The 26,861-nt window shown below is 72.5% G+C and carries 22 protein-coding genes and 5 pseudogenes; 12 read left to right on the top strand and 15 right to left on the bottom strand.

What is annotated here, in order from left to right; genetic code table 11:
- The first annotated feature begins 83 nt into the window (after positions 1-83).
- From OHS81_RS01465 to OHS81_RS01445, 5 genes and pseudogenes are all read left to right on the top strand, one after another.
- Positions 84-1,187 (top strand): four-carbon acid sugar kinase family protein, encoded by a 1,104-nt coding sequence (locus tag OHS81_RS01465; RefSeq protein WP_328381668.1) that lies wholly within the window; start codon positions 84-86, stop codon positions 1,185-1,187.
- Between the two features lie 15 nt (positions 1,188-1,202).
- Positions 1,203-1,430: pseudogene (locus tag OHS81_RS01460) on the top strand (nucleotide-binding domain containing protein); the annotation flags it as partial.
- A 25-nt stretch (positions 1,431-1,455) separates the two neighbouring features.
- The gene (gene pdxA / locus OHS81_RS01455) at positions 1,456-2,547 is read left to right on the top strand and encodes a 4-hydroxythreonine-4-phosphate dehydrogenase PdxA (protein ID WP_328381666.1); all 1,092 of its coding nucleotides are present in this window, start codon (positions 1,456-1,458) and stop codon (positions 2,545-2,547) included.
- Positions 2,544-3,881: an MFS transporter gene (locus OHS81_RS01450; protein ID WP_328381664.1), complete on the top strand. Its 1,338-nt coding sequence runs from the start codon at positions 2,544-2,546 to the stop codon at positions 3,879-3,881. The genes pdxA and OHS81_RS01450 overlap by 4 nt, the downstream gene beginning before the upstream one ends.
- Positions 3,882-4,063: 182 nt before the next feature.
- Positions 4,064-4,282, top strand: a complete 219-nt coding sequence (locus OHS81_RS01445; RefSeq protein WP_328381662.1) for a hypothetical protein — start codon at positions 4,064-4,066, stop codon at positions 4,280-4,282.
- 235 nt (positions 4,283-4,517) lie between these two features.
- Here the strand turns inward: OHS81_RS01445 and OHS81_RS01440 are convergent, their stop codons facing one another.
- Positions 4,518-4,814, bottom strand: a complete 297-nt coding sequence (locus OHS81_RS01440) for a hypothetical protein (RefSeq protein ID WP_328381660.1) — start codon at positions 4,812-4,814, stop codon at positions 4,518-4,520.
- A gap of 279 nt (positions 4,815-5,093) precedes the next feature.
- Between OHS81_RS01440 and OHS81_RS01435 the strand changes: the two genes are divergently transcribed.
- A complete protein-coding gene (locus OHS81_RS01435; RefSeq protein ID WP_328381658.1) occupies positions 5,094-6,341 on the top strand; it encodes a cytochrome P450 in 1,248 nt (415 codons plus the stop codon).
- A gap of 50 nt (positions 6,342-6,391) precedes the next feature.
- On the opposite strand, the gene OHS81_RS01430 is transcribed toward OHS81_RS01435, so the two are convergent.
- On the bottom strand, positions 6,392-7,591 hold the full coding sequence (locus tag OHS81_RS01430) for an MFS transporter (protein ID WP_328381656.1): 1,200 nt from the start codon (positions 7,589-7,591) through the stop codon (positions 6,392-6,394).
- 132 nt (positions 7,592-7,723) lie between these two features.
- Entirely contained in the window at positions 7,724-9,541 is a 1,818-nt protein-coding gene (locus OHS81_RS01425) for a M4 family metallopeptidase (RefSeq protein ID WP_328381654.1), read from the bottom strand.
- A 430-nt stretch (positions 9,542-9,971) separates the two neighbouring features.
- On the opposite strand from OHS81_RS01425, the gene OHS81_RS01420 reads away from it, so the two are divergent.
- On the top strand, positions 9,972-10,451 hold the full coding sequence (locus OHS81_RS01420; protein WP_328390830.1) for a MarR family winged helix-turn-helix transcriptional regulator: 480 nt from the start codon (positions 9,972-9,974) through the stop codon (positions 10,449-10,451).
- Positions 10,448-11,749, top strand: coding sequence for an MFS transporter (locus OHS81_RS01415; RefSeq protein ID WP_328381652.1), 1,302 nt, complete (start codon positions 10,448-10,450; stop codon positions 11,747-11,749). The genes OHS81_RS01420 and OHS81_RS01415 overlap by 4 nt, the downstream gene beginning before the upstream one ends.
- A gap of 143 nt (positions 11,750-11,892) precedes the next feature.
- Here OHS81_RS01415 and OHS81_RS01410 read toward each other — a convergent pair whose 3' ends face one another.
- The 9 genes and pseudogenes from OHS81_RS01410 to OHS81_RS01370 all read right to left on the bottom strand — a co-directional run bounded on the left by OHS81_RS01410 (position 11,893) and on the right by OHS81_RS01370 (position 21,731).
- A complete protein-coding gene (locus OHS81_RS01410; RefSeq protein ID WP_328381650.1) occupies positions 11,893-12,183 on the bottom strand; it encodes a hypothetical protein in 291 nt (96 codons plus the stop codon).
- Positions 12,184-12,816: 633 nt separating this feature from the next.
- Positions 12,817-13,002, bottom strand: coding sequence for a hypothetical protein (locus OHS81_RS01405; protein ID WP_244417136.1), 186 nt, complete (start codon positions 13,000-13,002; stop codon positions 12,817-12,819).
- A 313-nt stretch (positions 13,003-13,315) separates the two neighbouring features.
- Positions 13,316-13,942 (bottom strand): annotated as a pseudogene (locus OHS81_RS01400) (PP2C family protein-serine/threonine phosphatase); the annotation flags it as partial.
- A 664-nt stretch (positions 13,943-14,606) separates the two neighbouring features.
- Positions 14,607-17,356 (bottom strand): annotated as a pseudogene (locus OHS81_RS01395) (fumarate reductase/succinate dehydrogenase flavoprotein subunit).
- 144 nt (positions 17,357-17,500) lie between these two features.
- Positions 17,501-18,259, bottom strand: a complete 759-nt coding sequence (locus tag OHS81_RS01390; protein WP_328381647.1) for an ABC transporter ATP-binding protein — start codon at positions 18,257-18,259, stop codon at positions 17,501-17,503.
- Positions 18,256-19,161 (bottom strand): ABC transporter permease, encoded by a 906-nt coding sequence (locus OHS81_RS01385; RefSeq protein WP_443058634.1) that lies wholly within the window; start codon positions 19,159-19,161, stop codon positions 18,256-18,258. The genes OHS81_RS01390 and OHS81_RS01385 overlap by 4 nt, the downstream gene beginning before the upstream one ends.
- Positions 19,158-20,609, bottom strand: a complete 1,452-nt coding sequence (locus tag OHS81_RS01380) for an ABC transporter substrate-binding protein (protein WP_328381645.1) — start codon at positions 20,607-20,609, stop codon at positions 19,158-19,160. The genes OHS81_RS01385 and OHS81_RS01380 overlap by 4 nt, the downstream gene beginning before the upstream one ends.
- Positions 20,610-20,622: 13 nt before the next feature.
- Positions 20,623-20,850: a 4Fe-4S dicluster domain-containing protein gene (locus OHS81_RS01375; RefSeq protein ID WP_328381643.1), complete on the bottom strand. Its 228-nt coding sequence runs from the start codon at positions 20,848-20,850 to the stop codon at positions 20,623-20,625.
- A gap of 110 nt (positions 20,851-20,960) precedes the next feature.
- The gene (locus tag OHS81_RS01370; RefSeq protein ID WP_328381641.1) at positions 20,961-21,731 is read right to left on the bottom strand and encodes a GntR family transcriptional regulator; all 771 of its coding nucleotides are present in this window, start codon (positions 21,729-21,731) and stop codon (positions 20,961-20,963) included.
- A 426-nt stretch (positions 21,732-22,157) separates the two neighbouring features.
- Between OHS81_RS01370 and OHS81_RS01365 the strand changes: the two genes are divergently transcribed.
- Positions 22,158-23,084 (top strand): DMT family transporter, encoded by a 927-nt coding sequence (locus OHS81_RS01365; protein WP_328381640.1) that lies wholly within the window; start codon positions 22,158-22,160, stop codon positions 23,082-23,084.
- Between the two features lie 103 nt (positions 23,085-23,187).
- Here OHS81_RS01365 and OHS81_RS01360 read toward each other — a convergent pair whose 3' ends face one another.
- On the bottom strand, positions 23,188-23,424 hold the full coding sequence (locus OHS81_RS01360; protein ID WP_328381638.1) for a hypothetical protein: 237 nt from the start codon (positions 23,422-23,424) through the stop codon (positions 23,188-23,190).
- Position 23,425: 1 nt separating this feature from the next.
- Between OHS81_RS01360 and OHS81_RS01355 the strand changes: the two genes are divergently transcribed.
- A complete protein-coding gene (locus tag OHS81_RS01355; RefSeq protein ID WP_328381636.1) occupies positions 23,426-23,728 on the top strand; it encodes a TetR-like C-terminal domain-containing protein in 303 nt (100 codons plus the stop codon).
- A gap of 199 nt (positions 23,729-23,927) precedes the next feature.
- On the opposite strand, the pseudogene OHS81_RS01350 reads toward OHS81_RS01355, so the two are convergent.
- Positions 23,928-24,320, bottom strand: a pseudogene (locus tag OHS81_RS01350) (aldehyde dehydrogenase family protein); the annotation flags it as partial.
- Positions 24,321-24,327: 7 nt separating this feature from the next.
- Between OHS81_RS01350 and OHS81_RS01345 the strand changes: the two are divergent.
- Together OHS81_RS01345 and OHS81_RS01340 are read left to right on the top strand one after the other, a co-directional pair.
- A pseudogene (locus tag OHS81_RS01345) lies at positions 24,328-24,918 on the top strand (3-hydroxyacyl-CoA dehydrogenase family protein); the annotation flags it as partial.
- A 115-nt stretch (positions 24,919-25,033) separates the two neighbouring features.
- The gene (locus OHS81_RS01340; protein ID WP_328381634.1) at positions 25,034-25,645 is read left to right on the top strand and encodes a TetR/AcrR family transcriptional regulator; all 612 of its coding nucleotides are present in this window, start codon (positions 25,034-25,036) and stop codon (positions 25,643-25,645) included.
- 26 nt (positions 25,646-25,671) lie between these two features.
- Here OHS81_RS01340 and OHS81_RS01335 read toward each other — a convergent pair whose 3' ends face one another.
- Positions 25,672-26,673 (bottom strand): pyridoxal-phosphate dependent enzyme, encoded by a 1,002-nt coding sequence (locus tag OHS81_RS01335; protein ID WP_328381632.1) that lies wholly within the window; start codon positions 26,671-26,673, stop codon positions 25,672-25,674.
- Positions 26,674-26,861: the final 188 nt, after the last annotated feature.

Here is a 26,861-nt window from a genome sequence, read left to right as displayed (position 1 = left end):
GAACCACGCAATCAATAATGCGTGGTCCGGTCACTTCGGGGTGTGCAGACGACCCGACCCCGGAGCCGACAGGAGGAGACCTCGTGGCCCAGGTGCTCGTCATCGCGGACGACCTCACCGGCAGCAATGCCACCGGCGCGCTCTATGCGCGACTGGGCCTGCGGGCCGTCACGGTCGGTGCACTCGTCCAAGTGGAGCGCTACGCCGACCGGGTGGACGTCCTCGTCGTCAACACCGCATCGCGGCACCGGCTCCCGCACCACGCCGCCGCGGCCGTCCGGGCCGCCGCCGGGACAGCGGGCGCGGCACCCCTGATCGTCAAGCGCGTCGACAGCACGCTGCGGGGCAACCCCGGCAGCGAACTCGACGCGCTGGTGGACGTCCTGGCCGCCCGTGAGCCCGCGGCCAGGATCCGGACGCTGGCCGTGCCCGCCTTTCCCGACGCGGGCCGGACCACGGTCGGCGGACTGCATCTGGTCGACGGCGTTCCGCTGACCCGTACGGCCGTGGCCCGCGACCCGTTCGATCCCGTCCGGCACTCCCGGGTCGCGGACGTGCTCGGCGCGCAGAGCAGGCGCAGCACGGATGAACTCGCCCTGGACGTGGTGGAGCGGGGGCCCGACGCGGTCGCCGCGGCGCTGCGGCAGAGCCCGGCCGAAACCGTGGTCTGCGACGCCACCGAGAACGGACATCTGCACACGGTCGCGAGAGCCGCCGCCCGCCTCGCCGTCGAGGACCGGATCCGCTGGGTGGCGCTGGACTCCGGCCCGTTCGGCGCCGCCCTCGCCGGTGAGCTGGGACTGCGGCCCGCGGGCGGCCCGCCCGCCCGCATCCTGGCGGTCGTCGGCAGTGTCACCGAGCGCACCCGCACCCAGCTCAGCCGCACGGAAACCGCGCTCGGCGCCCGCTGGGCCGACCTCGACCCCGCCGCCCCGGACCCCGGCGCGGTGCTGGCCCGGTTGCGCACGGCGGCAGCGGAGGGTGCCACGGTACTCGGCGTCCGGGTGGCCCCCGGCCCGCCGGCCCCCGCCGGCGGACCCACTGCCGGGTCCGCTGCCGAATCCGTCACCGGGGCCGCCACCGGGACCGCTGTCGAATCCGCCCCTCGCGCCGCCGCCCGCATCCTGCGCGCACTCGCCGAGATCGCCCGGCGCGCGGTCGTCGAGCTGTGCCCCGGCGGCCTGTAAGCCTCGGGCGGTGATGTCGCCGCCGCGGTCACCTCGGCACTGGGCGCCGACGGCTTCGCCATCGAGACCGAGGTGCTGCCGCTCGCCATCGCGGGGCGTCTGGTGGGCGGCCCCCACGACGGTCTGCTCTTCGCCACGAAGGGCGGCCTGATCGGCGGCCCCGACGCCGCCCGCGACTGCCTGGAACACCTGCGCGCGGCCTGCACCCGGCACCCCCTCGGCCCCACCCTGAGCACCACCTGAACACCGCACCCCGAAAGGCGCTCCCATGACCCAGCCCCAACAGGCGACCGACGACCGGACGGCCGCCGCCGGCCGTCCCGCCTCCGACGGCCCGCTGCCCCTCCTCGCGGTCACTCTCGGCGATCCCGTCGGGATCGGCCCCGAGATCACCGCCCGCACCCTCGCCGACCCGGCGACCTCCGCCCTCGGCCGTGGACTGGCCGTCGGTGACGCCGCCGTCCTGCGCCGCGCCGTCGCCGTCTGCGGGCTGGACGTCGAGGTCAACGCGGTCGGCACCCCCGGTGAGGCACGCTTCGAGCCCGGCACCATCGATGTGCTCGACCTCCAGATCGCCCCCGCCGATCTCCCCTGGGGCACGGTCGACGCGGTGGCGGGCCGTTCCGCCGTGGCCGCCATCGAGGCCGCCACCGGCGCCGCGCTGGCGGGCGAGGTCGACGGCATCGTCACCTCACCGATCAACAAAGAGGCGATCTGGGCGGCCGGTTCGCAGCACCTCGGCCACACCGAAATGCTCGGCGAACTCACCGGCGCCGCACACGTCGACACCATGTTCGCGGTCCGCGGACTCAAGATCTTCTTCACCACCCGCCATGTCTCGCTGCGCAAGGCGCTCGACCAGATCACCGAGGAGCGGGTCGCCGCGGGCATCCGTCACGCCGCCACCGCACTGCGCGTCTTCGGCCATGACGACCCGCGGCTCGCCGTGGCCGCGATCAACCCGCACGGCGGCGAGGGCGGCCACTTCGGCGACGAGGAGATCGCCGTCCTGCGCCCGGCGGTGGAGAAGGCGGCCGCCGAGGGGCTGGGCGTCGTGGGCCCGATCCCCGCGGACTCGGTCTTCCACCAGGGCCTCGAAGGCCGCTTCGACGGGGTGTTGTCCCACTTCCACGACCAGGGCCATATCCCCGCCAAGACGGTCGACTTCGACGGCACCGTGTCCGTCACCGTGGGCCTGCCGATCCTGCGCACCTCCGTCGACCACGGCACCGCGTTCGACATCGCCGGCAGCGGCCGCGCCTCGCACGGCACCATGGCCGCCGCCTTCCGTGCCGCCGCCGGCTTCAGCCGCTTCACCGACCGGATCCGCGCCGCCTACGGAACGGCGGTCGCCCGGTGACGGACACCGGCCGGCAGCCGATTCCGCAGTCGCCGCCCACGGCCCCCGCGGCCCCCGCACCGCCCGCCAAGCGCTGGGCGTACGTCATCCCGGTCGCCGCCATCATGTACATGCTGGCGTACCTCGACCGGAACAACGTCTCCGTCATCCTCCCCTACATGCACGGCGAACTACGGCTGTCCAACGCGGACAAGGGGCTGGTCGGCGGCGTCTTCTTCCTCGGCTATGTCTTCCTGCAGATCCCGGCCGCGATCCTCGCCCAGCGCTGGAGCGCCCGGAAGACCGTCCTCCTCCTCATGCTGGCGTGGGGGGTGGCCGCGTCACTGTCCGGTCTGGTGCAGACCAGGTCACAGTTCTACGTGGCCCGTTTCGTGCTGGGCCTCTTCGAGGGCGGCGTCTGGCCCGCCGTACTCATCCTGCTCGCCTCGTGGTTCCCGCTGCGGGAGCGGGCCCGGGCCAACGCCCTGTGGATGGCCTGCCTGCCGCTCTCCTCGGTACTGATGGCGCCGCTGTCGGGGTGGATGCTCGACCAGGGCAGCTGGCGGTGGGTGCTGGTGCTGCAGGGTGTCCCGCCCCTGGTGTGGGCGGTGGTCTGGTGGTTCGCGGTCGCCGACCGGCCGGCCCAGGCCCGGTGGATCTCCCGCGCCGAGGCCGGTCACGTGGAGCGCGCGATCGCCGCCGACGAAGCCGCCAAATCCTCGGCGGGCGGCGGCTCGTACCTCGACGCGGTCAAACAGAAGCCGGTCCTCGTCCTCATCGGCGTCTACTTCTTCTGGATCACCGGCTTCTACGGCTTCAACCTGTGGCTGCCGTCGGTCATCAAAGAGCTGACACACGACGGCTCGTCCACCGAGGTCGGACTGCTCACCGCGATCCCGTTCACCGTGGCACTGGCCGTGATGATCGCCAACGCCGCCTGGTCCGACCGCACGGGCAGACGACGCCAGGCGGTGGCCGTCCCGCTCGTGGTGGGCGTCGCCGCACTGCTGCTGGGACAGGCCGTGGACGGCGCCCTGCCCCGGATGCTGCTGCTGTGTGTGACGGCCGCCGCGGTCTACGCACCGTACGGACCGTTCTGGGCGATCCCCGGCGAGCTGCTGCGCTTCGAGGTGGTGGCCGTCGCCATGGGGCTGATCAACGCCCTCGGAAACCTCGGCGGCTTCGCCGGCCCCTACCTGGTCGGCTGGCTGACCGACGCCACCGGATCCAGCGTGACCGGCTTCGCGGTGCTGTCCGCCTTCCTCGCCGTGGCCGTGGCACTGGTGACCCTGGGCCTGCGACCGGGGGTACGCCCCGTACGGAAGGTGGCCGGGGAGGCACCGGAGGGAGCCTGATTCGCCTGACCTGACATAGCTTCAGCGTGGAGGTGTTGCACGTATTTTGACGGATAATCAGATTCAATTGAGCGCGATTACTCCGACTCACGCAATTAGCGATGAGTCAGGTTTTGGGAGGTTCTGTGAAGGTGATGCCTGAAAAGGTCGATATACCCCTTTGATCCTCCTGAGGAGCACACATGCGCATCCGCGCCGCGATCGCAGCCAGCGCCCTTGCCACCACTATCGTCATGGGCGGTGCGAGCGCCGCCCTGGCTCACGGCAAGGACCGCCACCACCACAACCACCACGGTCACTACGCCTCCTGCTGGCTCTCCGCGGGTGTGCTCGACCATGTCGGCCCGGTCTTCAGCGAGGGCTGCGAGAGGGGCGGCTGGGGCGGCGGCAACCGGCGGTAATCCAGAGCGCTGTCCAGCCGGTGCCGGCCGAGAGGACCAGGGGTCCGCTTCGGTCGGCACCGGCTGTATGTCCGGGCTGCTCGCCGGCCCGGAGTCTGTGTCAGCCGGCCAGGAAGGCCGGCAGATCGGCGCGGAAGTCTTCACTTGTACCTGCCGACCGCCGAGAGGCCGTGCGGCACACCCGGGCAGACCTTGAGGGGGCCGCGGGGCCGGGAGGCGGCGGCTCTCGGGCCCCTCAACAGCGGTCAGCCGGCGGGCCGTTGCCCCGCCGTCTGCGGGCGTTCGCGACCAGCCCCACGCCGGCCAGCAGGGTCAGACCGGCCATCGTGCCGAAGCCCATGAACACCAGGGGCTTGGTCCCCGTCGCCGCCTCGGCGGGCTTCGCGGCCGGCCTGGCGGCACGGCCCGCGGCCGAGGCCGAGGCCGGTCCGAAGGCGGCGCACACCGCGACGAGCAGAGCGGTGAGGAGAGCGACGGGGAGATGCCCACGGCAAAGACGGCCCAGCGGGCCCGGGGCGGGTGGTGCGGCCATGCGATGCTCACTTCTCCGCCTCGACAGGGAGGCTGCTGGATCGAGGATGTGCCGGATCCCAGCGTTTCCGGCTGCGGCCGGAAGAGCGTCCCGTGGAAGGCAGAAGAGTGAAGACGGCCGCCCATCCGAGTGGTGACCGGCCCTGCGGTGCATCCCGGCGCCCCCGCCGGTCGCTCAACGAAGCGCTCTGGACGGGCCCGGCGCCGTGCCCTAGCGTCACAAGCCGGCCGGGCCCCACCGCGCGGGGCCGATTCCACCCAGGGAAGCCGAGGACGCGTAGTGACCACTGTCCCGCAGCCGCCCGACATCCTGTCACCGGAGTTCGCGGCGGACCCCTATCCCGCGTACCGCATCCTGCGTGAGCACTACCCGCTGTTCCACGACAAGGGAACCGACAGCTATCTGCTCTCGCGGTACGAGGACGTGGCACGGGCCTTCCGCGAGCCGGTGTTCACCACCGACAACTATGAGTGGCAGCTCGAACCGGCGCACGGTGGCCGGACCCTTCCTCAGATGAGCGGCCGTGAACACGCCGTGCGCCGCGCCCTGGTGGCGCCCGCCTTCCGCGGCCGGGAGCTGCGGGAGAAATTCCTGCCGGTGATCGAGCGCAACGCGAGGGAACTGATCGACGCGTTCCGCGACGACGCGGAAGCCGATCTGGTGGGGCAGTTCGCCACCCGTTTCCCGATCAACGTGATCGTCGACATGCTCGGTCTGGACCGGGCCGACCACGACCGCTTCCACGGCTGGTACGCATCCGTCGTCGGGTTCCTGTCCAACCTGGCCCAGGACCCCGGGATTGCGGCCGCCGGCCGGCGCGCCGGTGAGGAGCTCGCCGCCTACCTGCGGCCGATCCTGGCCGAACGGCGTGCCGCACCCCGCGACGACCTGCTCTCCGGCCTCTGCACCGCGGAGGTCGAGGGCACCCGGATGAACGATCAGGACATCACCTCGTTCGTCAGCCTGCTGCTGGCCGCCGGCGGCGAAACCACGGACAAGGTCCTCGCCGCCCTGTTCCGTAACCTGCTGGCCCACCCCGACCAGTTCGCCGCCGTACGGGCCGACCGGTCGCTCATTCCCGCGGCCTTCGCCGAGACTTTGCGCTACACCCCACCGGTCCAGATGATCATGCGTCAGCCCGCTGCCGAGGTCACCCTCAGCGGTGGCACGGTCCCCGCGGGCGCCACGGTCACCTGTCTCATCGGCTCCGCGAACCGCGATGAGCGCCACTACGCACGGCCCGCCGACTTCGACCTCTTCCGCACCGATCTGACCACCGCCACGGCCTTCAGCGCCGCCGCCGATCATGTGGCCTTCTCCCTGGGCCGGCACTTCTGCGTAGGCGCACTCCTGGCCAAGACCGAGATCGAAGTCGGCGTCAACCGGTTGCTCGACGCATTCCCGGCCATGAGTTTCGCGGAGGACACCGCGCCCGCCGACGAGGGAGTGTTCACCCGGGGACCGGCGCGGCTTCGGGTGCGGCTCCGCCCGGGCGAAGGCGCGGCACGGTCTGCCGGTACTGCCTGAGGCGGTATGCGCCGTCAGCGGGACCGTATGGCAGGCAGGGCCGGGGCAGTTCAGCCGGCGGCCGTCAGTGGCCGGCGCAGTACGTAGAGGCCGACGGTGACGGCGAGCGCGATGTCGCAGGCGGAGAAGGTCAGGCCCGCGCCGCGCAGGCCGAGCACCAGCGTGAGCGCTCCGACGCCGACGACCGGCAGGGAGATGCCGAGGTAGGCAACGAGGAAGAAGGCCGAGATGGTGCCGCCCCGGTGCTCGGGCGGTGCCGCGCGGCCCACGGCGGTCAGACCGGCGCGGAACGCCAGGCCCTGGCCCATACCACCGCACACCGCGCCGATGACCAGCACCGGAAGTGAGGTCACGGCCAGGGAGGCGGCGACGAGCACGAGCCCCACCACCAGCACCAGGCAACCGCCCGGCAGGGCCCTGCGCACACCGATCCGTTCGGTGAGGGACTGTCCGGCCGTCGATCCCAGGAACACCGTGAAGACGATGAGCCCGGCAACGGCCAGATTGTGGACGCCCAGGGTCTGACCGACGAAGCTCGGTGCGACCGCGGTGAACAGCCCCAGGAGGGAGAAACCGGCGAAGGCGGCGACGGCCGACGGGGTGAAGACGCCCCGCACTTCGGGCGGCAGCCGAAGGCCCTGGGGCCGCAGTGTCCGTGGACGGTGCGGATGCCCGACGGTCTCCGGCAGGCGCCAGGTCGCCGCGGCCGCCACGGCCAGCAGCACCAGGTGCGCCACGAACGGCAGGGTCAACGGCCACGGTGCGTACTGGGCCAGCAGCCCCGACAGCAACGGGCCGCAGCCGAGACCGCCCATGTTCGCGGCGGTGGCGGCGAATCCCGCCCGCGCTTCCTGGCCCGACTTCGCGAGCTCCAGCACACACGCCGTGGCGGCGCCGCTGAACAGCCCCGCGGCAAACCCGGACAGCATCCGCCCCAGCAGCAGCATCGGCAGCCCGCCCTCGAAGATGAAGCACAGGGCGCTCGCCGCCGACAGCCCCAGGGCGCAGAACAACACCGGGCGCCGGCCCACCTCGTCGGAGAGATGGCCCGCGAGGAGGAGCACCGTGATCACGCCGAGGGCGTACACGGCGAAGACCACGGTCACCGTCAGCTCGGAGAATCCCAGCTGCTCGCGGTAGAGCCCGTACAGCGGGGTGGGGAGCGTCGTCCCGGCCATGCCGATCGCGAACACGCCCGCCGCTACCGGATAGCCGAGCCGCCGGGGGCCGCCTGTGCGATCGCTGATCATGGTCCCCAACGTAGGCGCCCGCCCGCCGTGGCGTCGAGAACCGCGGCAAGGACCCGCGGGCCGGCCGTGGACGGGAGGCACGTGGTGCCCCCGCGCGCGGCGGGGGCACCACACTGCATCCGGCCCGGAGGGTCAGTGCTGGGCGGTGGGCGCGTTGTCCGCCGTGACATTGACGGCGGCCCAGGCCTTGTCCACCGTCTTGTACTCGGTGCTCCCGGCGCCGTACAGGTCCTTGGCCGCGTGCAGCGTCGCGGTCCGGGCGTCATGGAAGTCGGTCGTGGAGACCATGTACCGGGTGAGTGCCCGGTAGAAGATCGCCGTCGCCTTGTTCCGGCCGATGCCGGTCACCTTCGAGCCCTTGTAGGTGGGGGAGTCGTAGGCGACGCCACCGATCGTCTTCTTGCCGCTGCCCTCGGCGAGGAGGTAGAAGGCGTGCGAGGAGACACCGGAACCGCCGTGCACCTCGGCGTCGTAGGACGCCTTCGACCAGTAGTCGACCGTTCCTTCGAGCTTGTCGAGGGACGGCTTGTCCAGACGGCGCAGGAACTTCTGGTCGAGGCCCAGCTTCTCGCCCATCAGGTAGTTCGGCGGGTTCTTCGGGTTGTCGGCCGAGAACTCGACCGCGCTGCCGAAGATGTCCGCCAGCGACTCGTTGAGGGCACCGGGTTCGCCGAACCCGTTCCCTTCCTCGTCGGTGCGGGTGGGCTGCAGGTTGGCCGTTGCCTCGACGACACCGTGGGTGAGCTCATGGCCGGTGACGTCCAGTACGACCAAGGGCTTGGTGAACGTCTTGCCGTCGCCGTCGCCGTAGAGCATGCAGCCGCAGTCCGGGCTCCAGTAGGCGTTGCCCACCTTCTCGCCGAAGTGCACCAGGGCGTGTGCCCCGCGGCCGTCGTTCTTGATGCCGTTACGGCCGAAGGTCTTCTTGTAGAAGTCCAGGGTGCTGGTGACGCCGTACTGGGCGTCGACGGCGGCGGTCGTCCGGTCGTTCGTGGTGCCGTTGCCCCAGCGGTTGGTGGTGCTGGTGAACGCCTTGCCGTCGGTGAACTTCTTCGCCTCCTTGCCGCCGGCGTCCCGGGTCTCGGTGTTCCCGCGGGTGGAGTCCTTGAGGGTGAAGGACTTCTGTGCGGTCCGGGTGGTGGACAGCGGTACCTTGCCGACGAAGAGGGAGGCACCGGAGCCGGTGGCCGCGGACGGGAAGCCGGCGCTCCCGGCCGCCTTTTCCGTGGCGGACGGGGCGGAAGGGGCGGTGGAACCCAGGCCGGTGGCGGGGCTGAGCCGTTCGCCCCGGGCGCGCAACTTGGCCTGGACGGCGGGTGACAGGAAGGAGTCGTCGACCGCAGTGTTGCTGAGCACCGCACCGGAGGCCGCGTCGAGGACGAGCGTACGGGCGCCGCCGGCCTCGGAGATGCGGCTGTCGGCCACCTGCACCCGGTAGGCCAGCGTGGTCCGGTTCCCGCGGGCGTCCACGACCAGTTCGGGCTCGCCGGCGCGGCCCTTCGCCACGGCGGCGGCCTTCGTCCTGGCCTGACCGGCCGACAGCTTCGGGTGCGCGTCGGGCACATCGACCTGGTGACGGTAGGCCCGGGTCACGCTCTCGTACGCCGACTTGGCGCTCAGGTGGATGACGAGGTCGCCACCCAGCACCGGCAGCCCGCGGTGCGTGCGGACGAAACGGACATGCTGTCGCCCGTCCGGATCGGTGAGCGTGTCCGTGACCTTGAGGGTGTCCTTCTTGCCGACTCCGGTGGCCGAGGCGTGGGCATACGCGGCGGCGCGGGCCGCCTCCACGGCCTTTTGGGGAGCGGGAGTTGAGGCGGAGGGGGAAGCGGCCGACGAGGCCGCGGGGCCGGCGAAGGCGCTGCCCGCCGCCCCCGCGGTGAGAGTGGCGGCCGTCGTCACGGCGACGGCGATGGCCAGGCGGCGCCCGCGTATGTGGGGTCTACGCACTGCTGTGGGTCCTTAGCGCTGCGGGGGCGGTCGGCTGGCCAACCGCCCGTACGCGCGGTGCTGTTGTGCACCACGGGGGCCGTGGGGCCCCGCGCGAACCCTGGTATGCCTGGCATGCGCATGTAAAGAGAAATGATCAGAATGCGAGATTTATGGTTGAGATTTAACAATTGGCGAGCTTTGGGTGGCCAGAAGGTGACCAACAGTGCTCCATGGGGAGAGACATGGAGTGACGCCAGTTGGTTGCTCGGGAGTCGCGGCGAACTGTGAACCGCGGGCGATTCGGCATCGTCTGCCCTGTTCGACCCTGCCTTGCCTTGCCTTGCCTTGCCTTGCCTTGCCTTGCCTTGCCTTGCCTTGCCTTGCCTTGCCTTGCCTTGCCTTGCGAGGGTGATTATCGCAGCGCTGTTATATTAGCGCTGTGACATCTATGGATCCCACAGCGCTACCTGACCCCTGGCACTCCCTGCACGAGCTTCTGGCAGCCATGGACGCCGAGATCGAGCAGATCTACGCCGAGCGTGGCATCGAGGGGGTGCGGCCCCGGTTCGCCTATCCGCTGATCCGGCTTGCGCATACCGGACCACTGACCATTCGCGAGCTTGCGGAGTCCCTGGACCGTTCGCACTCCGCGGTGAGCCAGACCATCGCCGCCATGCGCAAAGAGGATCTGGTCACCTCCGAGCCGGGGCCTGACGCCCGCACCCGGCGGATCGACCTGACCGAGCGCGGCCGGTCGCTGGTGCCGTTCCTGGAGGCGGAGTGGCGCGCCACCCACGAGACGGTCGCCGAGCTGGACAGCGAGGTCCCGTACGCGATGACCACTGTTGTCGAGGAGGTGCGAAGGGCGCTGGAACGCCGGTCGATGCGGCAGCGGATCCTCCGTCACCTTGTCGAGCCGCCGAGATGAGGGGGCGTGTCCGTGCCCGGTTCCTCGACACCCGCCCGCTGCGCAGCAGTCAGTCGTTTCGCGACCTGTGGATCGGCACCTCGGTCTCTCAACTCGGCGGACAGATAGCCAATGTGGCGGTGCTGGCCCAGGTCTGGGACCTGACCGGCAGCCCGGCGGGCACCGGCGCCATCGGGCTCGCCACCGGCCTGCCGATGGTGTTGTTCGGGCTGCTCGGCGGGACGTTGGCCGATACCGTTGACCGCCGTGCGGTGGTGCGGGCCACCACGGCGGGTCAACTGCTGGCCGCCGCAGGGCTGTGTGTCCAGGCCCTGGCGGACAACCGAAACGTCCTGCTGCTGCTCGCCCTGGTCGCCATGGGGACGAGCTGCAGTGCTCTCGGCGCTCCTGCCCGGCGCACCTTCCCGGTCCGGCTGTTGCCGGGCGACCAGGTCGCGGCCGGTCTTGCGCTGACCAATGTCTCCTTCCAGGCAGCGATGCTGGCCGGTCCCGCGATGGCCGGGCTGATCATCGCGCGCTGGAATTTCCCTGCCGCATACGCGACCCAGGCCATGGCCATGGCAGTCTCGATGCTCGCGGTGATCCGCCTGCCTGCCGTGCGGCCCGAAGGCGCCGACGCGGCCGGCGGCAGGCGCCGGCCGCAGCGTGGCGGTTGGCGGATCGTCCTGCGCCGCCCGACGCTGTGGGGCTCGATGGCCACCGACCTGTCCGCAACGCTGCTCGCCATGCCCATCGCGCTCTTCCCGCTGGTCAACGAGGTCCGCTTCGGGGGAAGCCCGCAGACCCTCGGCCTGTTCCTCTCGGCCGTCGCGGTGGGGGGGATCGCGGCCGGTCTGCTCTCCGGCACGGTGACGCGCCGGCGCCGTGGCGGCCTGGTACAGCTGTCCGCGGCCGGTGTCTGGGGCCTGGCGCTGGCCTGCTTCGGTCTGGCGGGGGCGCTGTGGCCGGCGCTCGGCTGCCTGGCTGTGGCGGGCGCTGCCGACACCGTGTCGGTGGTGACCCGCAGTGCCCTGGTGCAGTGGGAGACCCCGGACGCGTACCGGGGGCGGGTCTCCTCGGTGGAACACGTCATCGGTGTCGCGGGCCCCGAACTCGGCAACTTCCGTGGTGGCCTGTTGGCGTCGGCCACCTCCGCCCCCTTCGCCCTGGTCTTCGGCGGGCTGTCCGCCGTCCTGGCGGTCGCCGCCGTGTCCGCGACCAATGCCCCCCTCCGCGCCTACCGCACGCCGCCTGCTGCCGCCCAGCCGACCGCCCCCGGAGTCGCCGACGCGGCGGCGGCCGCTGGTGAGGGCTGCTGATTCGCCTCCAGCCTTGACGCCCGGCGAGGGGCCGTCGGCGTCCTGTGCCGCTGACGACCCCTCGCCATTCCTGGTCGGCGGCGTCCGGATCGCGCAGTGGATGCTTGATCTGCCTGCCTGCCTGCCTGCCGGGCCGTGGCGGGCTACCGGTGGAAAAGCTCTTCCAGGGAGGCCTCGGCTCGGTCTCCGCCGCGGGCGGCTTCGACGACGGCCTGGTGGAAGGCGCGGCTGGCTTCTTCGGAATGGCACGGGACGGGGCTGCCGGCCATGGTGTACCAGTCCGTGGCTCCGGTGTACTGCACAGCTACATGAGCCAGGTCGTCCGACCAGGTCGTATGGATGGTCAGGTCGCCGTTGATCACGCCGATCTCCGCGGTGTGAACCGCGCCGGGTAGGGCGTGGATCCCCACAGTGGTCCAAGATGCCCAGGTCATGATGTTCCCCTCGGCGACAAGGGCCCCGGCCGGCGGCCGGGCGCGGTGACTCAAGTTTGGCACTTGAGGTGCGGGAGCGCACCGCATGCGGCGGCACGGATTCCGCTAGCGGCGGGTGGGCCGCGGCTCGGCCCCGCGTCCGGTGGGGCGTACGCGCAGGCACTCAGGGCGCCACCGGGCCGGAGCGGGCGGCGTCTCGGTCCGCGGTGGCGGGGCTGTTCTCGGTGAGGTGGGTGGCTGCGCCGGGCCCGCATCGGTCACCGTCCGTGCCCGGCGCGGGGGCAGGCCGTCCCGCCCTGGTATCGCGTGAGCGGCGAAGCGCCATCGAGGTGCACCGTCCGGTGCGCGACCTCCCGGAGCCGCGCGGGCGGGGTCGGACGCCGACGCCCGGCCGCCCTGCCCGGTCGCCCGCCCGCACCGGGGTGCTCTACGTGATCGAGGCGCTCTCTGTGCTCTACGCGGCTCCACGTGCTCGACGGCCACCCCTCGGCCTGCGTCCCTCCGGCATCGGACGCCTGGTCCAAGTGCTGTGCCAGGTGCGGGACTTGGGCAACACCGCGCTCGTTGTCGACCATGAGCGTCCGGGGCCCGGTGAGCAGCCGGGCCGGGGAGGGCCGATGCCGCGGCGGAATCTCAGTCGATGACCGTATGGAAGAAGGTGACGGCGGCCCCGAAGGCAGCGCCGCCGACGAGAGTGGCGGAAGCCGGGGTGCCGCCGTTGAAGAACGTGAGCACACCGGCGCCGATAGCGGTGAGGGCGCCGAGCAGGAAGATGACAGCGGCGCGCTGACTCAGCAGGGTTGATCTGTTGTCGGACACATCAACTCCGATCTGCGCGGGAGCGACGGATCGCTCGGTGCGGATGCTGATGCTCTGACTGATCTTCTCATCCCACTCACCGGATTTTCGGCAGCACACGAGGAAATTCGCAAAGAGTCACGGAAAGAGTCAAGGAAGGAGTCAAGGCGGGCCTGGTGCGGGCGCGGGTGCGGAGGCCGGAAGGTCGCCGAACTCCCGTTGGACGGCCGGTTTTGTGGTGTGGTCAGGCAGTGCAAGGGCGCGCTGCCTGGGCCGGCGGGCCGGGCAGCGGTGACCCGGGTTCGCTTACGCAGGTCGCGTCCGCGAACACGTCTCAGTGTTCTGCGCTGCTTCCCCCCGGGGCGGGCCTCCCGCGGCCCGGTACCTGCCGGGTGATCGCGAGGACCGCCATGTCGTCGTCGCGCGGCCCGCCGGTCCAGTGCTCGACGTCCGCCGCCAAGCGGTCGATCAATTCCCGGGGTCCCCGGAACGGGCCGTGGTCCGCCAGCTGCGTCGCGGGGTCGTAGAACGTTCCGGCGTGGTCTCTGGCCTCCGTCACGCCGTCGGTGATCAGCAGCAGTGTGCTGCCCGCCGGGAACGGCCAGTCGGTGGGCCCGGTCCGTGCCGCGCCCAGGGCGCCCATCCCCAGTGGAAGGCCAGGATCGTCGACCTCCAGGGCGCGCACCTCGTCGTCGTGGCAGAGGTAGGGCGCGGGGTGGCCGCAGTTCAGCAGCCGCAGCCCTGCCGCCCCCGGGAGGACTTCACAGATCAGGGCCGTGATGAAGCCTTCGAGCCGGTTTTCCTCCGAGGTGTGCTCGCTCTCCCGCAGCAGTGCGTGCTCCATCCGGGCGGCCAGCGCCCTCAGGTCCAGTTCCTGCTCGGCGGCCTCACGGAACGCGCCCAGCAGCACCGATACCGCGCTCACCGCCCCGAGTCCCTTGCCCCGCACATCGGCGATCATCAGCCGTACGCCGAACGGCGTGCGCTGGACGGCGTAGGCGTCGCCGCCGATCCGGGCCTCGCTCTGCGCGGCCTGGTAACGGGCGGCGATGGCCAGCCGGCCGATGTGTTCCGGCGGGGCGGGCAGTACGGCACGCTGGGCCGCCTCCGCCACCGAACGGACGACATCCAGATGGCGTCCGTGGCGGGCGATCACCCGATTGACCCCGACGCCCATCAGCGCGGCGAAGAGGGTGTTGACGAGCTCCAGATGGCCTTCGAGGCTGTCGGCGGTGCCGTCCTTCACCGTCAGCGCGAGGACGCCCACGACGATGGCGGCGCCGATCGCCAGGGTGTGCCGCAGGGAGAGCAGCGCGCCGGCCGTGACGCTGGCGGCCGTCAGCATCGGGTCGCCCCAGTAGTCCGCCGGCGAGAACGCGTCCCAGACGAGCCCTCCGGCGACCAGGACGCTCGGAGCGAACCGGACATATCGAGGCCATCGCGGAGAGAAAGGGGGCATAGGGATTCCTGACCAGCCGTCCATGTCGGGTAGCAGGAATATGCCTGTTCTGGGGAGATTTATACAGCGTGCTCCGGTGGCCGGGCGAGGCTCGCGGCTCGCCCGGCCGGCCCCCGTGCGTCCACAGCCTCCGGCCACCGGTGTGGTGGGGTGGCCCGAACGTGTGTCACTCCTTCGAGGCGAGCCGGGCGTATGCGCGGACCTCGGCGTCCGGGTCGTCCGCGACCGTGGCCCAGGCCCGGTGGGCGTCTTCGCGGCCGGAGTGCGCACGCAGCGCGAGAACCCCGGCCTTGCGCACGTCCGCGTGTTCGTCGCGGAGCGCGGAGCGCAGCGCGGACACGGCGAGCTCGGGGTTGGCGGCCGCCAGGGCCGTGGCGGCACCGGCGCGGACCTGCCAGGCGGGGTCGCCGAGCGCCGCGACGGCCGCCGCGGCGTACGGCGGCGGGCAGCCGGTGGTGGCCAGCGCCGCGAGCGCAGCGGCCCGCACGAGGAGGTCATCGTCGCGCAGCAGCACCACCAGGTCGCCGGGGCCGCCGACCGTGCCGAGGCCGTGCGCGGCGGCCACCCGGACCTCGCGGGAGGGGTCCGTGGCGGCGCTCTGCAGTCCGTCGGAGGCGTCGACGGAGACCAGGCCGCGGACGGCCTGGAGACGTACCTCCACGGCCGGGTCGGTGAGCGCGGTGGCGAACACAGGGCCCGGTCGCCGAGGCGGAGCGTGCGCAGGACCTCCACGGCTGCCGAGCGGACCACGGCGTCGGCTCCGTGCAGGGCGGTGGCCAGCGGTGTACGCAGGCCGGGGTCCGGTGTCAGGACCTCGGTCAACTCCCGCAGCGAGGCAGCGGCGGCGGCTCGTACGGCCGGGGCGGGATCGGCGAGAGCGGCGGCGAGGGCCCGGCCCGTGCCGGGCGGGACGCTCTCGGTGAGCGCATCGACGGCGGCGCGGCGGACGGCCGGATCGGCGTCGGTGAGGTAGGGGTGCAGGGTGCCGAGATCCGGCTGGTCCTCGGTGAGGGCGAGGAGTTCGAGGATGCGGGGGGACGCGCCGGGCGCGGACCCGGTACCGGGCCCGGTGGCGGTCGTGGTGCCGGCGCCCGGCCCCGCTTCGTCCGCCGCCTCCGCTCCGGAACCCGTGGACCCCACCGGCGGCGTGTCCCTGCGCCCCGCGGTGGCGACCTGCTCCGGGTGGACCTCGCCGAGGAACCGGGGGGTGCCGCCCACGGGGGTGTACTCGTCGACCGGGACGAGGTACGGCGCGACCGGGCGGGCCGTGAACTCCATTGCTCCGGTGAGTGACTTGCGCAGGTCGAGGTGGTGCAGCCAGTCGTCGTCGTTGCTCTTCGGATGGTCCGTGCGCGCGTGGTACAGGCCCCAGCGGGACTCGGTGCGGGCCAGCGACGACCGGGCGGCCATCTCGGCGCAGTCCCGGATGAAGCCGACCTCCGCGCAGCGCATCAGCTCGTGCGGGGTGCGGGCGCCCATGCCGGCGATCTCGGCGTGCATCCGCGCGAAGTGCTCGACGGCCAGCGACAGGCGGGCGCCGCTCTTGGGCGGGGCGACATAGTCGTTGACGAAGCGGCGGAGCTTGTATTCGACCTGGGGCTGCGGCGGGCCGTCGGGGTGGCGCAGCGGACGGTAGACCAGTTCGTGGGCGGCTTGCAGCTGGTCGGCGGGCAACGCACCCTGGTACGCCCGGTATTGAGCCGCGTCGGCGCCCGCCAGGTCGCCGAAGACGAACGCGCCGATCATGTAGTTGTGCGGGACGCAGGCCAGGTCACCCGCCGCGTACAGACCCGGCACGGTGGTGCGGGCGTGGTCGTCGACACGTACGCCGGAGGCCGAGTGCCCGCCGCACAGGCCGATCTCGGAGATGTGCATCTCCACGTCGTGGGTGCGGTAGTCGTGGCCGCGTCCGGCGTGGAAGGTGCCGCGGGTGGGGCGTTCGGTGGTGTGCAGGATGGTCTCCAGTGCGGAGACGGACTCCTCCGGGAGGTGACTCAGCTTCAGGTAGACCGGACCGCGTTCGGAGGCGACCTCGGCCGCGAACTCCGCCATCATCTGCCCCGACCAGTAGTCGGATTCCCCGAACCGCTCGCCGTGCCGGTTGACCTGGTAGCCGCCGAAGGGGTTGGCGACATACGCACAGGCCGGGCCGTTGTAGTCCTTGATCAGCGGATTGATCTGGAAGCACTCGATGCCGGTCAGTTCGGCGCCCGCGTGGTACGCCATGGCGTAGCCGTCGCCCGCGTTGGTGGGGTTCTCGTACGTGCCGTAGAGGTAGCCGGAGGCGGGCAGGCCGAGGCGGCCGCAGGCACCGGTGGCGAGGATCACCGCGCCGGCGCGGACCGTGACGAAGTGCCCCGTGCGGGTGTGGAAGCCCGCCGCCCCGACCGCCCGGCCGCCGGAGGTCAGCACCCTCACCGGCATGACGCGGTTCTCGATACGGATCCGCTCCCGCATCTCGCGGCGGCGCAACTGCCGGTAGAGGACCTTCTTCACCTCCTTGCCCTCGGGCATCGGCAGCACATACGAGCCGGAACGGTGCACCTGGCGCACCGCGTACTCCCCGTGCTCGTCCTTCTCGAACTTCACGCCGTACGACTCCAGCCGCTGCACCATCGCGAAGCCGCGGGTCGCGGTCTGCCGGACGGTGGACTGGTCGACGATGCCGTCGTTGGCGCGGGTGATCTCGGCGACATAGTCGTCGGGTTCCGCGCGGCCCGGGACGACGGCGTTGTTGACCCCGTCCATGCCCATGGCGAGCGCACCGGAGTGGCGGACATGGGCCTTCTCCAACAGCAGAACGCGGGCGCCGTGTTCGGCGGCGGTGAGGGCCGCCATGGTCCCGGCGGTGCCGCCGCCGATCACGAGGACGTCGCAGGACAGCTCTTCGGCGGCGTCGAGGGAGGGGATCTCCATGGCTGCCGTGGTTTCCGCGGCTTGCGTGGTCTCCGGGGCGGTGCCGTGCGGCATGGCGGTGCCTTTCGGTTGCCCGGTCACGTCGTATGACGTGCCGGTCGCATCGGGTCATGTTCGTCGGGTCATGAGGGGGTCGGCACCGGGTCAGGGGGCGGGCCGGTCGGTCAGTGAAGCGAGGACTTCGCGGCGCAGGGCGACCGTCGCCGGTTCGGCGTGCGCCGCGCGGGCGCGTGGCCGCGGGACGTCCAGCACCCGGCCGGTGCCCAGCAGGGCGACCCGGTCGCCAAGGAACAGCGCCTCGTCCACGTCATGGGTGACGAAGACGACGGTGGCGCCGGTGCCGCGCAGCGCCGTCACCAGCAACTGCTGCATGCCGGCCCGGGTCTGCGCGTCGAGCGCCCCGAACGGTTCGTCCATCAGGACCGCACGCGGCCGCCCGGCCAGCGCGCGGGCCAGCTGGGTGCGCTGCCGCTGGCCGCCGGAGACGTGGTGCGGCAGGCGCGTGGCGTGCTCGCCGAGTCCGACCCGGGCCAGCCAGTCGTCCGCCCGCGTCCGGCGCTCGGCGCGTGCCACGCCCCGGACCGCCAGGGGGAGTTCCACATTGGCCCGCAGGGTGCGCCAGGGCAGCAGCGCATCTTCCTGGAAGACCAGCGCCCGGTCGGCCGCGGGCCCCTCGACCGGCCGGCCGTCCTGGCTCAGCCGGCCGCCGAGCAGCGGCAGCAGACCGGCCAGCGTGCGCAGCAGGGTCGATTTGCCGCAGCCGGACGGTCCGACGACGGTGAGGATCTCGCCGGGGGCGACATCGAGGTCCAGGCCCTCCAGCACGGCGGCGCCGAGGGCCAGCCGGAGACCCGGGAGGGCTTCCGGCGCCGGGGCCGCCGTGATGATCCCGGTGCCGGTCATGAGGACTCCCCGAGCGCCGTCCGGCCCACCCGCCACCGGCCCCGGCCGCCCGTGGGCGGAGGGAAGTCGTCGGCGGTCCGCGGCAGCCACAGGGTCAGCCGGCGCCCCAGCAGTTCCACCGCCGTGGAGGTGAACCGGCCGAGCAGGCCGATGGTGGCCATCCCGACGAAGACCCCCGGGTAGTCGACGATGGTGTAGTCCTGCCAGGTCCGGTATCCCACGCCGTACTCTCCGGAGATCATCTCGGCGGAGATCACACAGATCCACGAGACACCGATGCCCACCGACAGCCCGCCGAGGATGCCGGGCAACGCTCCCGGCAGCACCACCGACCGCAGTACCCGCCACCGGCCCCCGCCCATGGTGCGCACCGCTTCCTCCCAGACGGGCGTCAGTGCCCGCACCGCGTGCCGGGTGGAGACCGTGACCGGGAAGAACGCGGCGGTGAACGTGATGAACACGATGCCCTGTTCGTTGCTGGGGAACAGCAGGATCGCCACCGGCACCAGCGCGATCGCCGGTATCGGGCGCAGCACTTCGAGCAGCGGGCCGAGGAGGTCGGAGGCGAGCGGGGAGCGGGCGACGGCGGCGCCGACGGCGGTGCCGAGGACGGCCGCGAGGGCGAAGCCGCCGACGATCCGGGTGAGGCTGTCGGTGACGTCCTGCCAGTACGCGGCGGTGCCGAGCCGGCGGGCGAACGCGGCAGCCGTCTCGGTGACGGTCGGGAACTGGGAGAACCGCAGCCACAGGTTGACCCGGAACTGGGCGAGCACCTGCCACACCGCGAGTGCCGCGAGGACCGCTGCGGTGCGCCGGGCCCGGCGGGTCCACGCCCGGCGGCGCGGGCCCGCCCGGCCGGTACCGGCCGCCGAGGCGGTGGCGGTGGCGTCGGGCGCGCTCACCGGGCCTGCTCCAGGGCGGCGGCGTAGCTGAGGGTGCGGGCACCGTGGTGGTGCCGGGTCCAGGTGTCGGCGGTGGCGCGGGTGGCGAAGGGCAGCAGCCGGGCGCCGTCGCGGACCCAGACCGACTTGTCGGCGAACCAGCGGGTGCCGGTCGTCGCGTCGGCGGCATTCGCGGCCCGCACCGCGCCGCGATGGGCGGCGGCGAACCGCAGCAGGGCCTGTGGGCTGCTGAAGGAGTGGGTGCGGTCCTCACCGCGCAGCCACACCTCGTCGGGCGACGGGTGCGCGGTGCTGCTCCGGGCCTTGGCATACCCGCTGCCGTAACTCTGTTTGACGTAATGGTCATTGACAAATGAGTCAACATTGACCGGCCCGGTCAGCTCGGCCGCGCGCAGTACCGTCACATCCTTCTTCAGCGCGGCGATCAGCTGTGGCTTGAGCGTGGGATCGAAGGTGGCGAGACCGCCGGCGCCGTTGTAGAGGTAGACCACCTCGGGCGGCAGCCCGGTGGCCTTGGCGACCCGCTGCGCGGCGTCGACGGGGTGGGCCTGCAGGTAGCGCGTCGCATCCCGCTGTGCGGCGAGGAACGCCCTGACCACGGCGGGGCGTTGTCCGGCGAAGGCGTCCCGTACGGCCACACCGTGAAAGGTGGGCAGGCCGAGCGCGCCCCCGTCGTAGAGCGCCTGCGCCGTGCCCTGGAAGGCGAGCAGCCCCGGCCAGGCCACGAACTGCGACAGGGCGTCCGCGCCGCCCGACCGGAGCGCCGAGGCACCCACGGCCGGCTGCTGGTTGAGCTTGTGGATGCCGTGTTCCGGATCGATCCCGGCCCGCTGCAGGGCCCGTACGAGAGTGCCGTCGGAGGCCGAGCCGACGCTGCTGGAGACCTTCTTGCCGCGCAGGTCCGCCGGCGAGTGCAGGGCCGAACCGGGCTTGGTGACAATGGTGTTGAGGGCCCCGCGCAGGTTGTAGCCGGTGACGGAGACCAGCCGGGTCGGGGCGTGCAGCTGTGTACCGCGGGCGGCGTTGAGGAGCAGCGGGAAATCGCCCATCGAGCCGATGTCGACCTTCCCGGCGACCATCTGTGCGGTGATCGGCGCACCGGTCGCGTAGTCCTGCCACCGCACCTTGTACACCTTGCCGTCCCGCTTTCCCTGGGCGCGCAGCGCACGCTCGAAGGAACCGAGCGAACGCAGCAGGGTGCCGGCGGTGACCGTGTTGATGGTCTTGGACTGGTAGCCGACGGTCACGGTGACGGTCCTGCCGTCCGAGGCGTCCGCGGTGCTGCCGCAGCCGCTGAGCAACGCCGCCGGCAGCGCGGCCGTGAGCGCCGCGGCGAACGCCCTGCGGCGTCGGGTGCGCGGTCCGGCGGAAGGAGGGGCCGGCGGACGCGGGAAGGGGGACGGGGACGGGGACGGCACGAGCGGGGAGCCCGGGAATCGGGAGCTCATGAACGGGGGCCTCTCATCGCAGCAGATAGGGCATGTTGACCGTGACCGCGCCGGTGGGACAGCGCGCGGCGCACGGGCCGCAGTACCAGCACTCGTCGACGTGCATAGAGGCCTTGTTGCTCGACGGGTCGATGGCGAGCGAGTCCAGCGGGCACATGTCGACGCAGAGCGTGCAGCCGTCGATGCACAGGGACTCGTCGATGGTCACGGGCACATCGCCGCGTTGGGGCACAAGAGGCATGGCGGTCTCCGGGCAGGGCGGGGCAGGGGCAGGGCGGGGAGGGGAGGGGAGGGGAGGGGAGGGGAGGGGAGAGTCGGGGCGGGGTGAGCGGCGCGCGGGGGCGGCGGGACTCAGAGCGTGCGGCGCAGCAGGCCCCGCATGGTGAGGCGGTCCCCGCGGAAGCGGATGAACTCCAGGTCGACGGGGGAGCCGTCGGCGAGTTGGGTGAGGCGCTCCAGCATCAGCAGGGCGGTGCCGCGCGGCGCCTCCAGCACGGCGGCGGAGTGCGGGTCGGCGTTGACGGCCTCCAGGCTGATCTCGGCGGTGCCCAGCGGCTGTCCGGCGGCCTCCTCGATCAGCCGGAACACATCGTTGTTCTCCAGGTCGGCGTCGAGCAGCGACAGGCCGAGGTCCATCGGGACATAGGTGAGGTCCAGGGACAGCGGCAGACCGTCCAGCCGGCGCAGCCGCTCCACGTACAGCACCTCGCTGCGCGGCGGGATCCGCAGCCGGTCCGCCACCGGGCCCGGTGCGGCGACCGGGCTGATGGTGCGCACCTCGTTGGTGACCCTCCCGTGCGGGTGCAGGGTCTCGGCGAGCCCCTGCAACCGGTCCAGGGCGTGCGGGTACTTACGGCACACCACGACCGTGCCCACACCCGGCTGGCGGGCCACGAGCTGTTCGGCCCGCAGCAGGTCCAGGGCCTGGCGCACGGTGTTGCGGGACGCGCCGAAGTCGGTGCCGATCTCCTCCTCGTGCGGCAGGACGCCGTCGGGGAAGCGGCCCGCGAGCACCTGGTGGCGCAGCAGGTCGGCGAGCTGCCGGGCGCGGTCCGCACGCAGCCGGCGCCGACGGGCGGCGGCGACCGGAGTGGTGTGCTGGCGGGTGCGTTCGGCTGGCATGCGGTGGACCCTACCGACCGGGTCCGGCCCGTGGTGTTGCCGCAGTATTGCGCCACCTGCCGCCCTCCTTCCGGCGGCTGTGACCTGCTGGTTCGCCGCCGACGAGCCAAGATCTGCCACTGCGGGCACACCCGTGCGGCACCTCGGACGCGGCCGGGCGGCCCCCCGGCACGGCGGCGCCGCACCCGGGCACGGCCATGCGGAATGCGGGCTACGGCCGTGCCGCATCCGGGACGCGGCCCCCGCCACCCCGGCGACCACCGTCCAGCTCAGCGAATGCGGCCGCCCGGCATCCGTGTCGCCGGTGCGCCGGCGCAGGCTGCCGCTAGCGTCGAAGCCCACCACGGCGCCACACCGCCCCGGCGACACGGTCACCGGGCGGCGCGGCACCGCCCGGTGACCGGGGGCCGACGAGGAGGTGGGCGCGTGGCCACATGGCCGTCCGTGCTGTTCGCGCTGCTCGCCGCGGCCAGCAACGCACTGGCCACGGTGCTGCAGCGGCGCGCGGCCCGTACCGTCCCGCTGTCCGCCGGGCTGCGCCTGGGGCTGCTCGTCGACCTGCTGCACCGTGCCGTCTGGCTCGGCGGGATGCTCGCGGTCGTCGCCGCGGCGTGCTTCCAGGCGCTGGCACTGTCGCAGGGCGCGCTGTCGGTGGTGCAGCCCCTCTTCGTCCTGGAACTGCCGCTCGCGCTGCTCATCGGCCGGGTCCTGCTCGGCGGACGGATCCCCCGCAGCGGCTGGGCGGGGGTGGTGCTGCTCGTCGTCGGACTCGGCTCAGCCCTCGCCGCCGCCGCACCCACCATCGGCACCGCCCACGCCCCGTTCGGCCGCTGGGTGCCGGCCCTCGTGGTCTGCGCCGCAGTGATCGCGACAGCGGTCGGCGCCGCCCTGCGCCGCGGCGCGGGCGGCGTCCGGGCGGCCTGCTTCGCCGGGGCCACGGCCGTCGCCTACGCGCTGACCGCGGCCCTGATGAAGGATGCGACCCACGCCTGGCTGTCCGGCGGCCCCGGCGCGTTCTTCACCGCGTGGCAGACCTACGGTTTCGCCGTGGTCGGGATCATGGCCGTCTTCCTCCTGGAGAACGCCATGCAATCGGGCCCGCTGACCGCCTCCCAGCCGGTGCTCACCCTCGGGGACGCGCTGGTGAGCCTGTCGCTGGGCGTCACCCTCTACGACGAGCGGGTACGGACCGGCTGGTGGCTGCTGCCCGAGGCCCTGGGCGTCGCCCTGGTCCTGTGGGGCGCGATGCTGCTCTCCCGCGTCGCCCTGGCCCGGGACCTGACGGGCGCACAGGACACTCCCGCCGCGGCTCCCGGCGAGGGTGCCGCCGAAACGGAGCCGCCGTGCCCCTGAGCGCTTTCCCGGACCAAGATGCCGTCGTTGACTGTTATTTGGCGCGAGGCGCGGACGGCTTCGGGGGTTCGTCCGTCGTTGCCGGTGGCGGGCTGCAACGTCGTCAAGTGTGGTCGCGCAGGAAGGCAGGGATCTCGTCGCGGGTCGGGTGGTTGGGCAGGGGTGCCGGCTTGTTCCGGAGGAACGCAGTGATGACGGTGGCGGCTCGGTCATTGTTGCTGTCCAGGCCGTTCCACATGTGGTGTCCCACTCCTGGCATGTGGTGCGTGCGCTGGATGGCGGGGTCATGGGCAAGGATGGCGGTCGCCCATTGACGGACCTGGGAGGAGTACCTGTACACGGTGCTGTTCGGTGGCGTGCAGTCCTTCGACCCGTCGGGGGAGGTCGGTACCGGCGACCCGATCCGTCCGCTCCTCACGACGATCGATCGCGCGTTGGCAGCGCCCGTCCTCGTCGGCGAAGCGACGTCGATCGCCCTGTCGATCTGGGCCGCCCTGCACGGGCTCGTGACGCTCGAACCGGCCGGGGCCCTCGACGCCGCCACGGCCGAGGCCGCATTCCGGCCGGCGATGCACGCCACGTTGCGCGGATGGGCGACCCCGGCGGTGTTCCGCAGCCTTCGCCAAGCCGAACTCGCGCCTTGACAGGATCAGGGCCGGTATCCGGGCCCTCCCGGTCCTTGCTGGGGCGGTGGTCCGTGGTGATCAATTGGATGTCACGAGATGCTGCGTTCCCCGCCGTTGCGTTCCTTCGCCTTTCGGATGCGCAGCGTCTGTCGACCAGGCCATGCGGGGGATGCCTGCACACCCGCCGTGCCCCTGGGCGCGGGCCCCGGCCGCCGCTTCACAGCATGACGTGCTTGACCTGGGTGTAGTCCAACAGGCCCGCGAGGGACAGGTCGCTGCCGTAGCCGGAGTGCTTGACCCCGCCGTGCGGCATCTCCGACACCGTCGTGCCATGGGTGTTCACCCAGACGATCCCGGTGTGCAGGGCGCGGGTGGCCCGCATGGCACGTGCGTGGCCGGTGGTCCACACGCTCGCCGCCAGGCCGAACCGGACCCCGTTCGCCAGCCGGAGGGCTTCGGCCTCGTCGGTGAAGGGCTGCACCGTGACGACCGGGCCGAAGATCTCTTCCTGCACGATCTCGTCGTCCTGGCGCACCCCGGCAACGACCGTGGGGGAGTGGAACCAGCCCGGCCCGTCCGGTGCCGTACCTCCCGCCACCACCTCGGCATGAGGAGCGATGTCCGAGAGCGCAATCGAGAGAATCGGGGTCGTGGGCTGCGGCCTGATGGGCTCCGGCATCGCCGAGGTGTGCGCCCGCGCGGGCCGGGAGGTGTGCGTCGTCGAGACCGGCCCGGCCGTCGCCACCGCCCGCCCCCAGCAGGTCATCGGCCTGCACTTCTTCAACCCCGTCCCGGTGCTGCCGCTCGTCGAGCTGGTGCCCTCCCTGCTGACCGGCGACGACACCACCCGCAGGACCCGCACCTTCGCCGCCGACGTCCTGGGCAAGGACGTCGTGCACGCCGCGGACCGTGCCGGGTTCATCGTCAATGCCCTGCTCGTCCCCTACCTGCCGGACGCGGTACGGATGGTCGGGTCCGGCGCCGCCTCGGCGGACGACGTCGACCGCGGGATGCGGCTGGGCTGCGCCCACCCGCTCGGCCCGCTCGCACTGGCCGACCTGATCGGCCTGGACACCACGCGGTCGATCGCCGAGTCGCTGTACGAGGAGTTCCGCGAACCCCGCTACGCGCCCCCGCCGCTGCTGGCCCGGATGGTGGACGCGGGCCTCCTCGGCCGCAAGTCGGGCCGGGGTTTCCACCACTACCGATGTGAGGTCACCCTGCGACGGACAGCCGGAGGCGGTGATGCGGGAAGACGGACGGGACGGGCCGGACGGGCCCGCCGAGGACACCGACACCGACACCGACCCGGGGAGCACTCACGTGGCCAAGGCTGAACGCACTCTCGAAACGCGGGAACGGATCCTGTCCGCCGCGTGCGAAGTGATCGCCGAGGCCGGCTTCGAGAAGATCCGCATGCGGATGGTCGCGGAACACGCCGGGGTGTCCACCGCCCTGCTCCACTACCACTTCGAGAACCGCGAGCGGCTTTTCGCCGAGGCGATGACCCACTCCTTCGCGCAGACCGGCACCGAACTCGACCGGGACGCCGACACGGTGCCCGCCTCGGTGGTCCTGGCCCGCATCCTGCACACCATGCTGCCCACGGACCCCGAGCTGCGGCAGGACTGGCGGCTGTGGCAGGAACTGTGGGTGCGGGCCCTGCGCGACGAGACCGCCCAGCATCTGGCCGTCGACCTGTACGACCAGCTGCACTCGTGGATCGGCCAGGCCATCCGGCGGGGCATCGCGTCGGGCGAGTTCACCGACTGCGATGTGGACGCCACCAGCACGCTCCTGCTCGCCCTGAGCGACGGCTTCGGCATCCGGGTGATGCTGGGCGACCCCAGGACCGACCTCCCCGCCGCTCAGGCAGCCATCTGGCGGGCGGTCGCCGGGACGCTCGGCGTGCCCGACGCCTTCCCCGAGATCTGACCTTCACCCCGGACAGCCCGCCGCGCTCACCCGTCGACCGGAAGGACCGTGAGCGCTTCCTGGCACCGTGCGACGGCGTCTCCGTGGCCGAACAGACCGGGCAGCCCGCCGGAGTGCAGCAGGACGGTGCGCCGCCCGGGTGCCACGCTTTTGTCCCGCACCGCCGCCCGCAGTCCGGCCAGCGCCCGCCCGGTGTAGACCGGGTCGAGCGCGATGCCCTCCGTACGGCCCGCCAGCGTCAGGGCGTCCATCGACTCCTCGGTCAACGTGCCGTAACCGGCGCCGACTTGATCCTGTCGCAGACGCAGCGTCTCCGGTGCGTGGACGGTGCCGGACAGCGCGGTGACCAGGCCGGTGACGGTGCCCGCCGGGTCCTGCACCGCGCCGCAGTCGACGCCCAGCACCTTGCCGGGGCCGAGGGCGTCCACCAGGCCGGCCATCGTGCCCCCGGATCCCAGGGCGACGACGACGGTGTCCAGGTCGGGGGCCTGGCCGAGGAGTTCGCGCCCGCACTCGGCATAGCCGTACGCGCCGAGCGGGCTGGAACCGCCCAGCGGAATCAGCGCCGGGACGGCTCCCCGCTGCCGGAGCCGCGCGGCCACCTCCTCCGCCGCGGCCGCGAGCTGGGTGCCCCCCACCTCCCCGGCCCAGACGACGGTGGCCCCGAAGAGGCCGTCGAGAACCAGGTTCCCGGAGGCCGAGGAGCCGGCCGCACCGGCCAGCACCAGCACCACATCGAGCCCGAGCCGCGCGCCGGCGGCCGCGGTCAGCCGGGCGTGGTTGCTCTGGGCGGCGCCGGTCGTCACCAGGGTCGTGGCGCCCTCGGCGAGCGCCGCACCGCAGATCCACTCCAGTTTGCGGACCTTGTTCCCGCCGCCACCGAGACCGGTGAGGTCGTCGCGCTTGATCCAGAGGTCGTCCGCCCCGAGGCCGAGCGCGCGGGCCAGCCGTGGCGCCGGCTCCAGCGGGGTCGGCCAGGTCGCGAGCGCTGCCCGCCGGGGGGTGCCGTGGTCCGAACTCATCGTCATGCCCTTCCGTCTGCCTTGCAGTGCCGGTCCGCCGGCCAGGGTGCCATGCCGTACCCGGCGGGGCGGCCCCCGGTCAGCCGGCCCCCGCCCCGCCGGCCCCCGCCCCGGCGTCGTCCATCAGGCCCACGAACATGACGGCCGCCGTCACCTGAAGCGGCCCCGCGGGATATGCCGGAGCGCTGCCGCCG

The sequence above is a fragment of the Streptomyces sp. NBC_00400 genome (assembly GCF_036048035.1).
Classification (GTDB): domain Bacteria; phylum Actinomycetota; class Actinomycetes; order Streptomycetales; family Streptomycetaceae; genus Streptomyces.
This window is presented reverse-complemented; position numbering and strand designations above follow the sequence as displayed.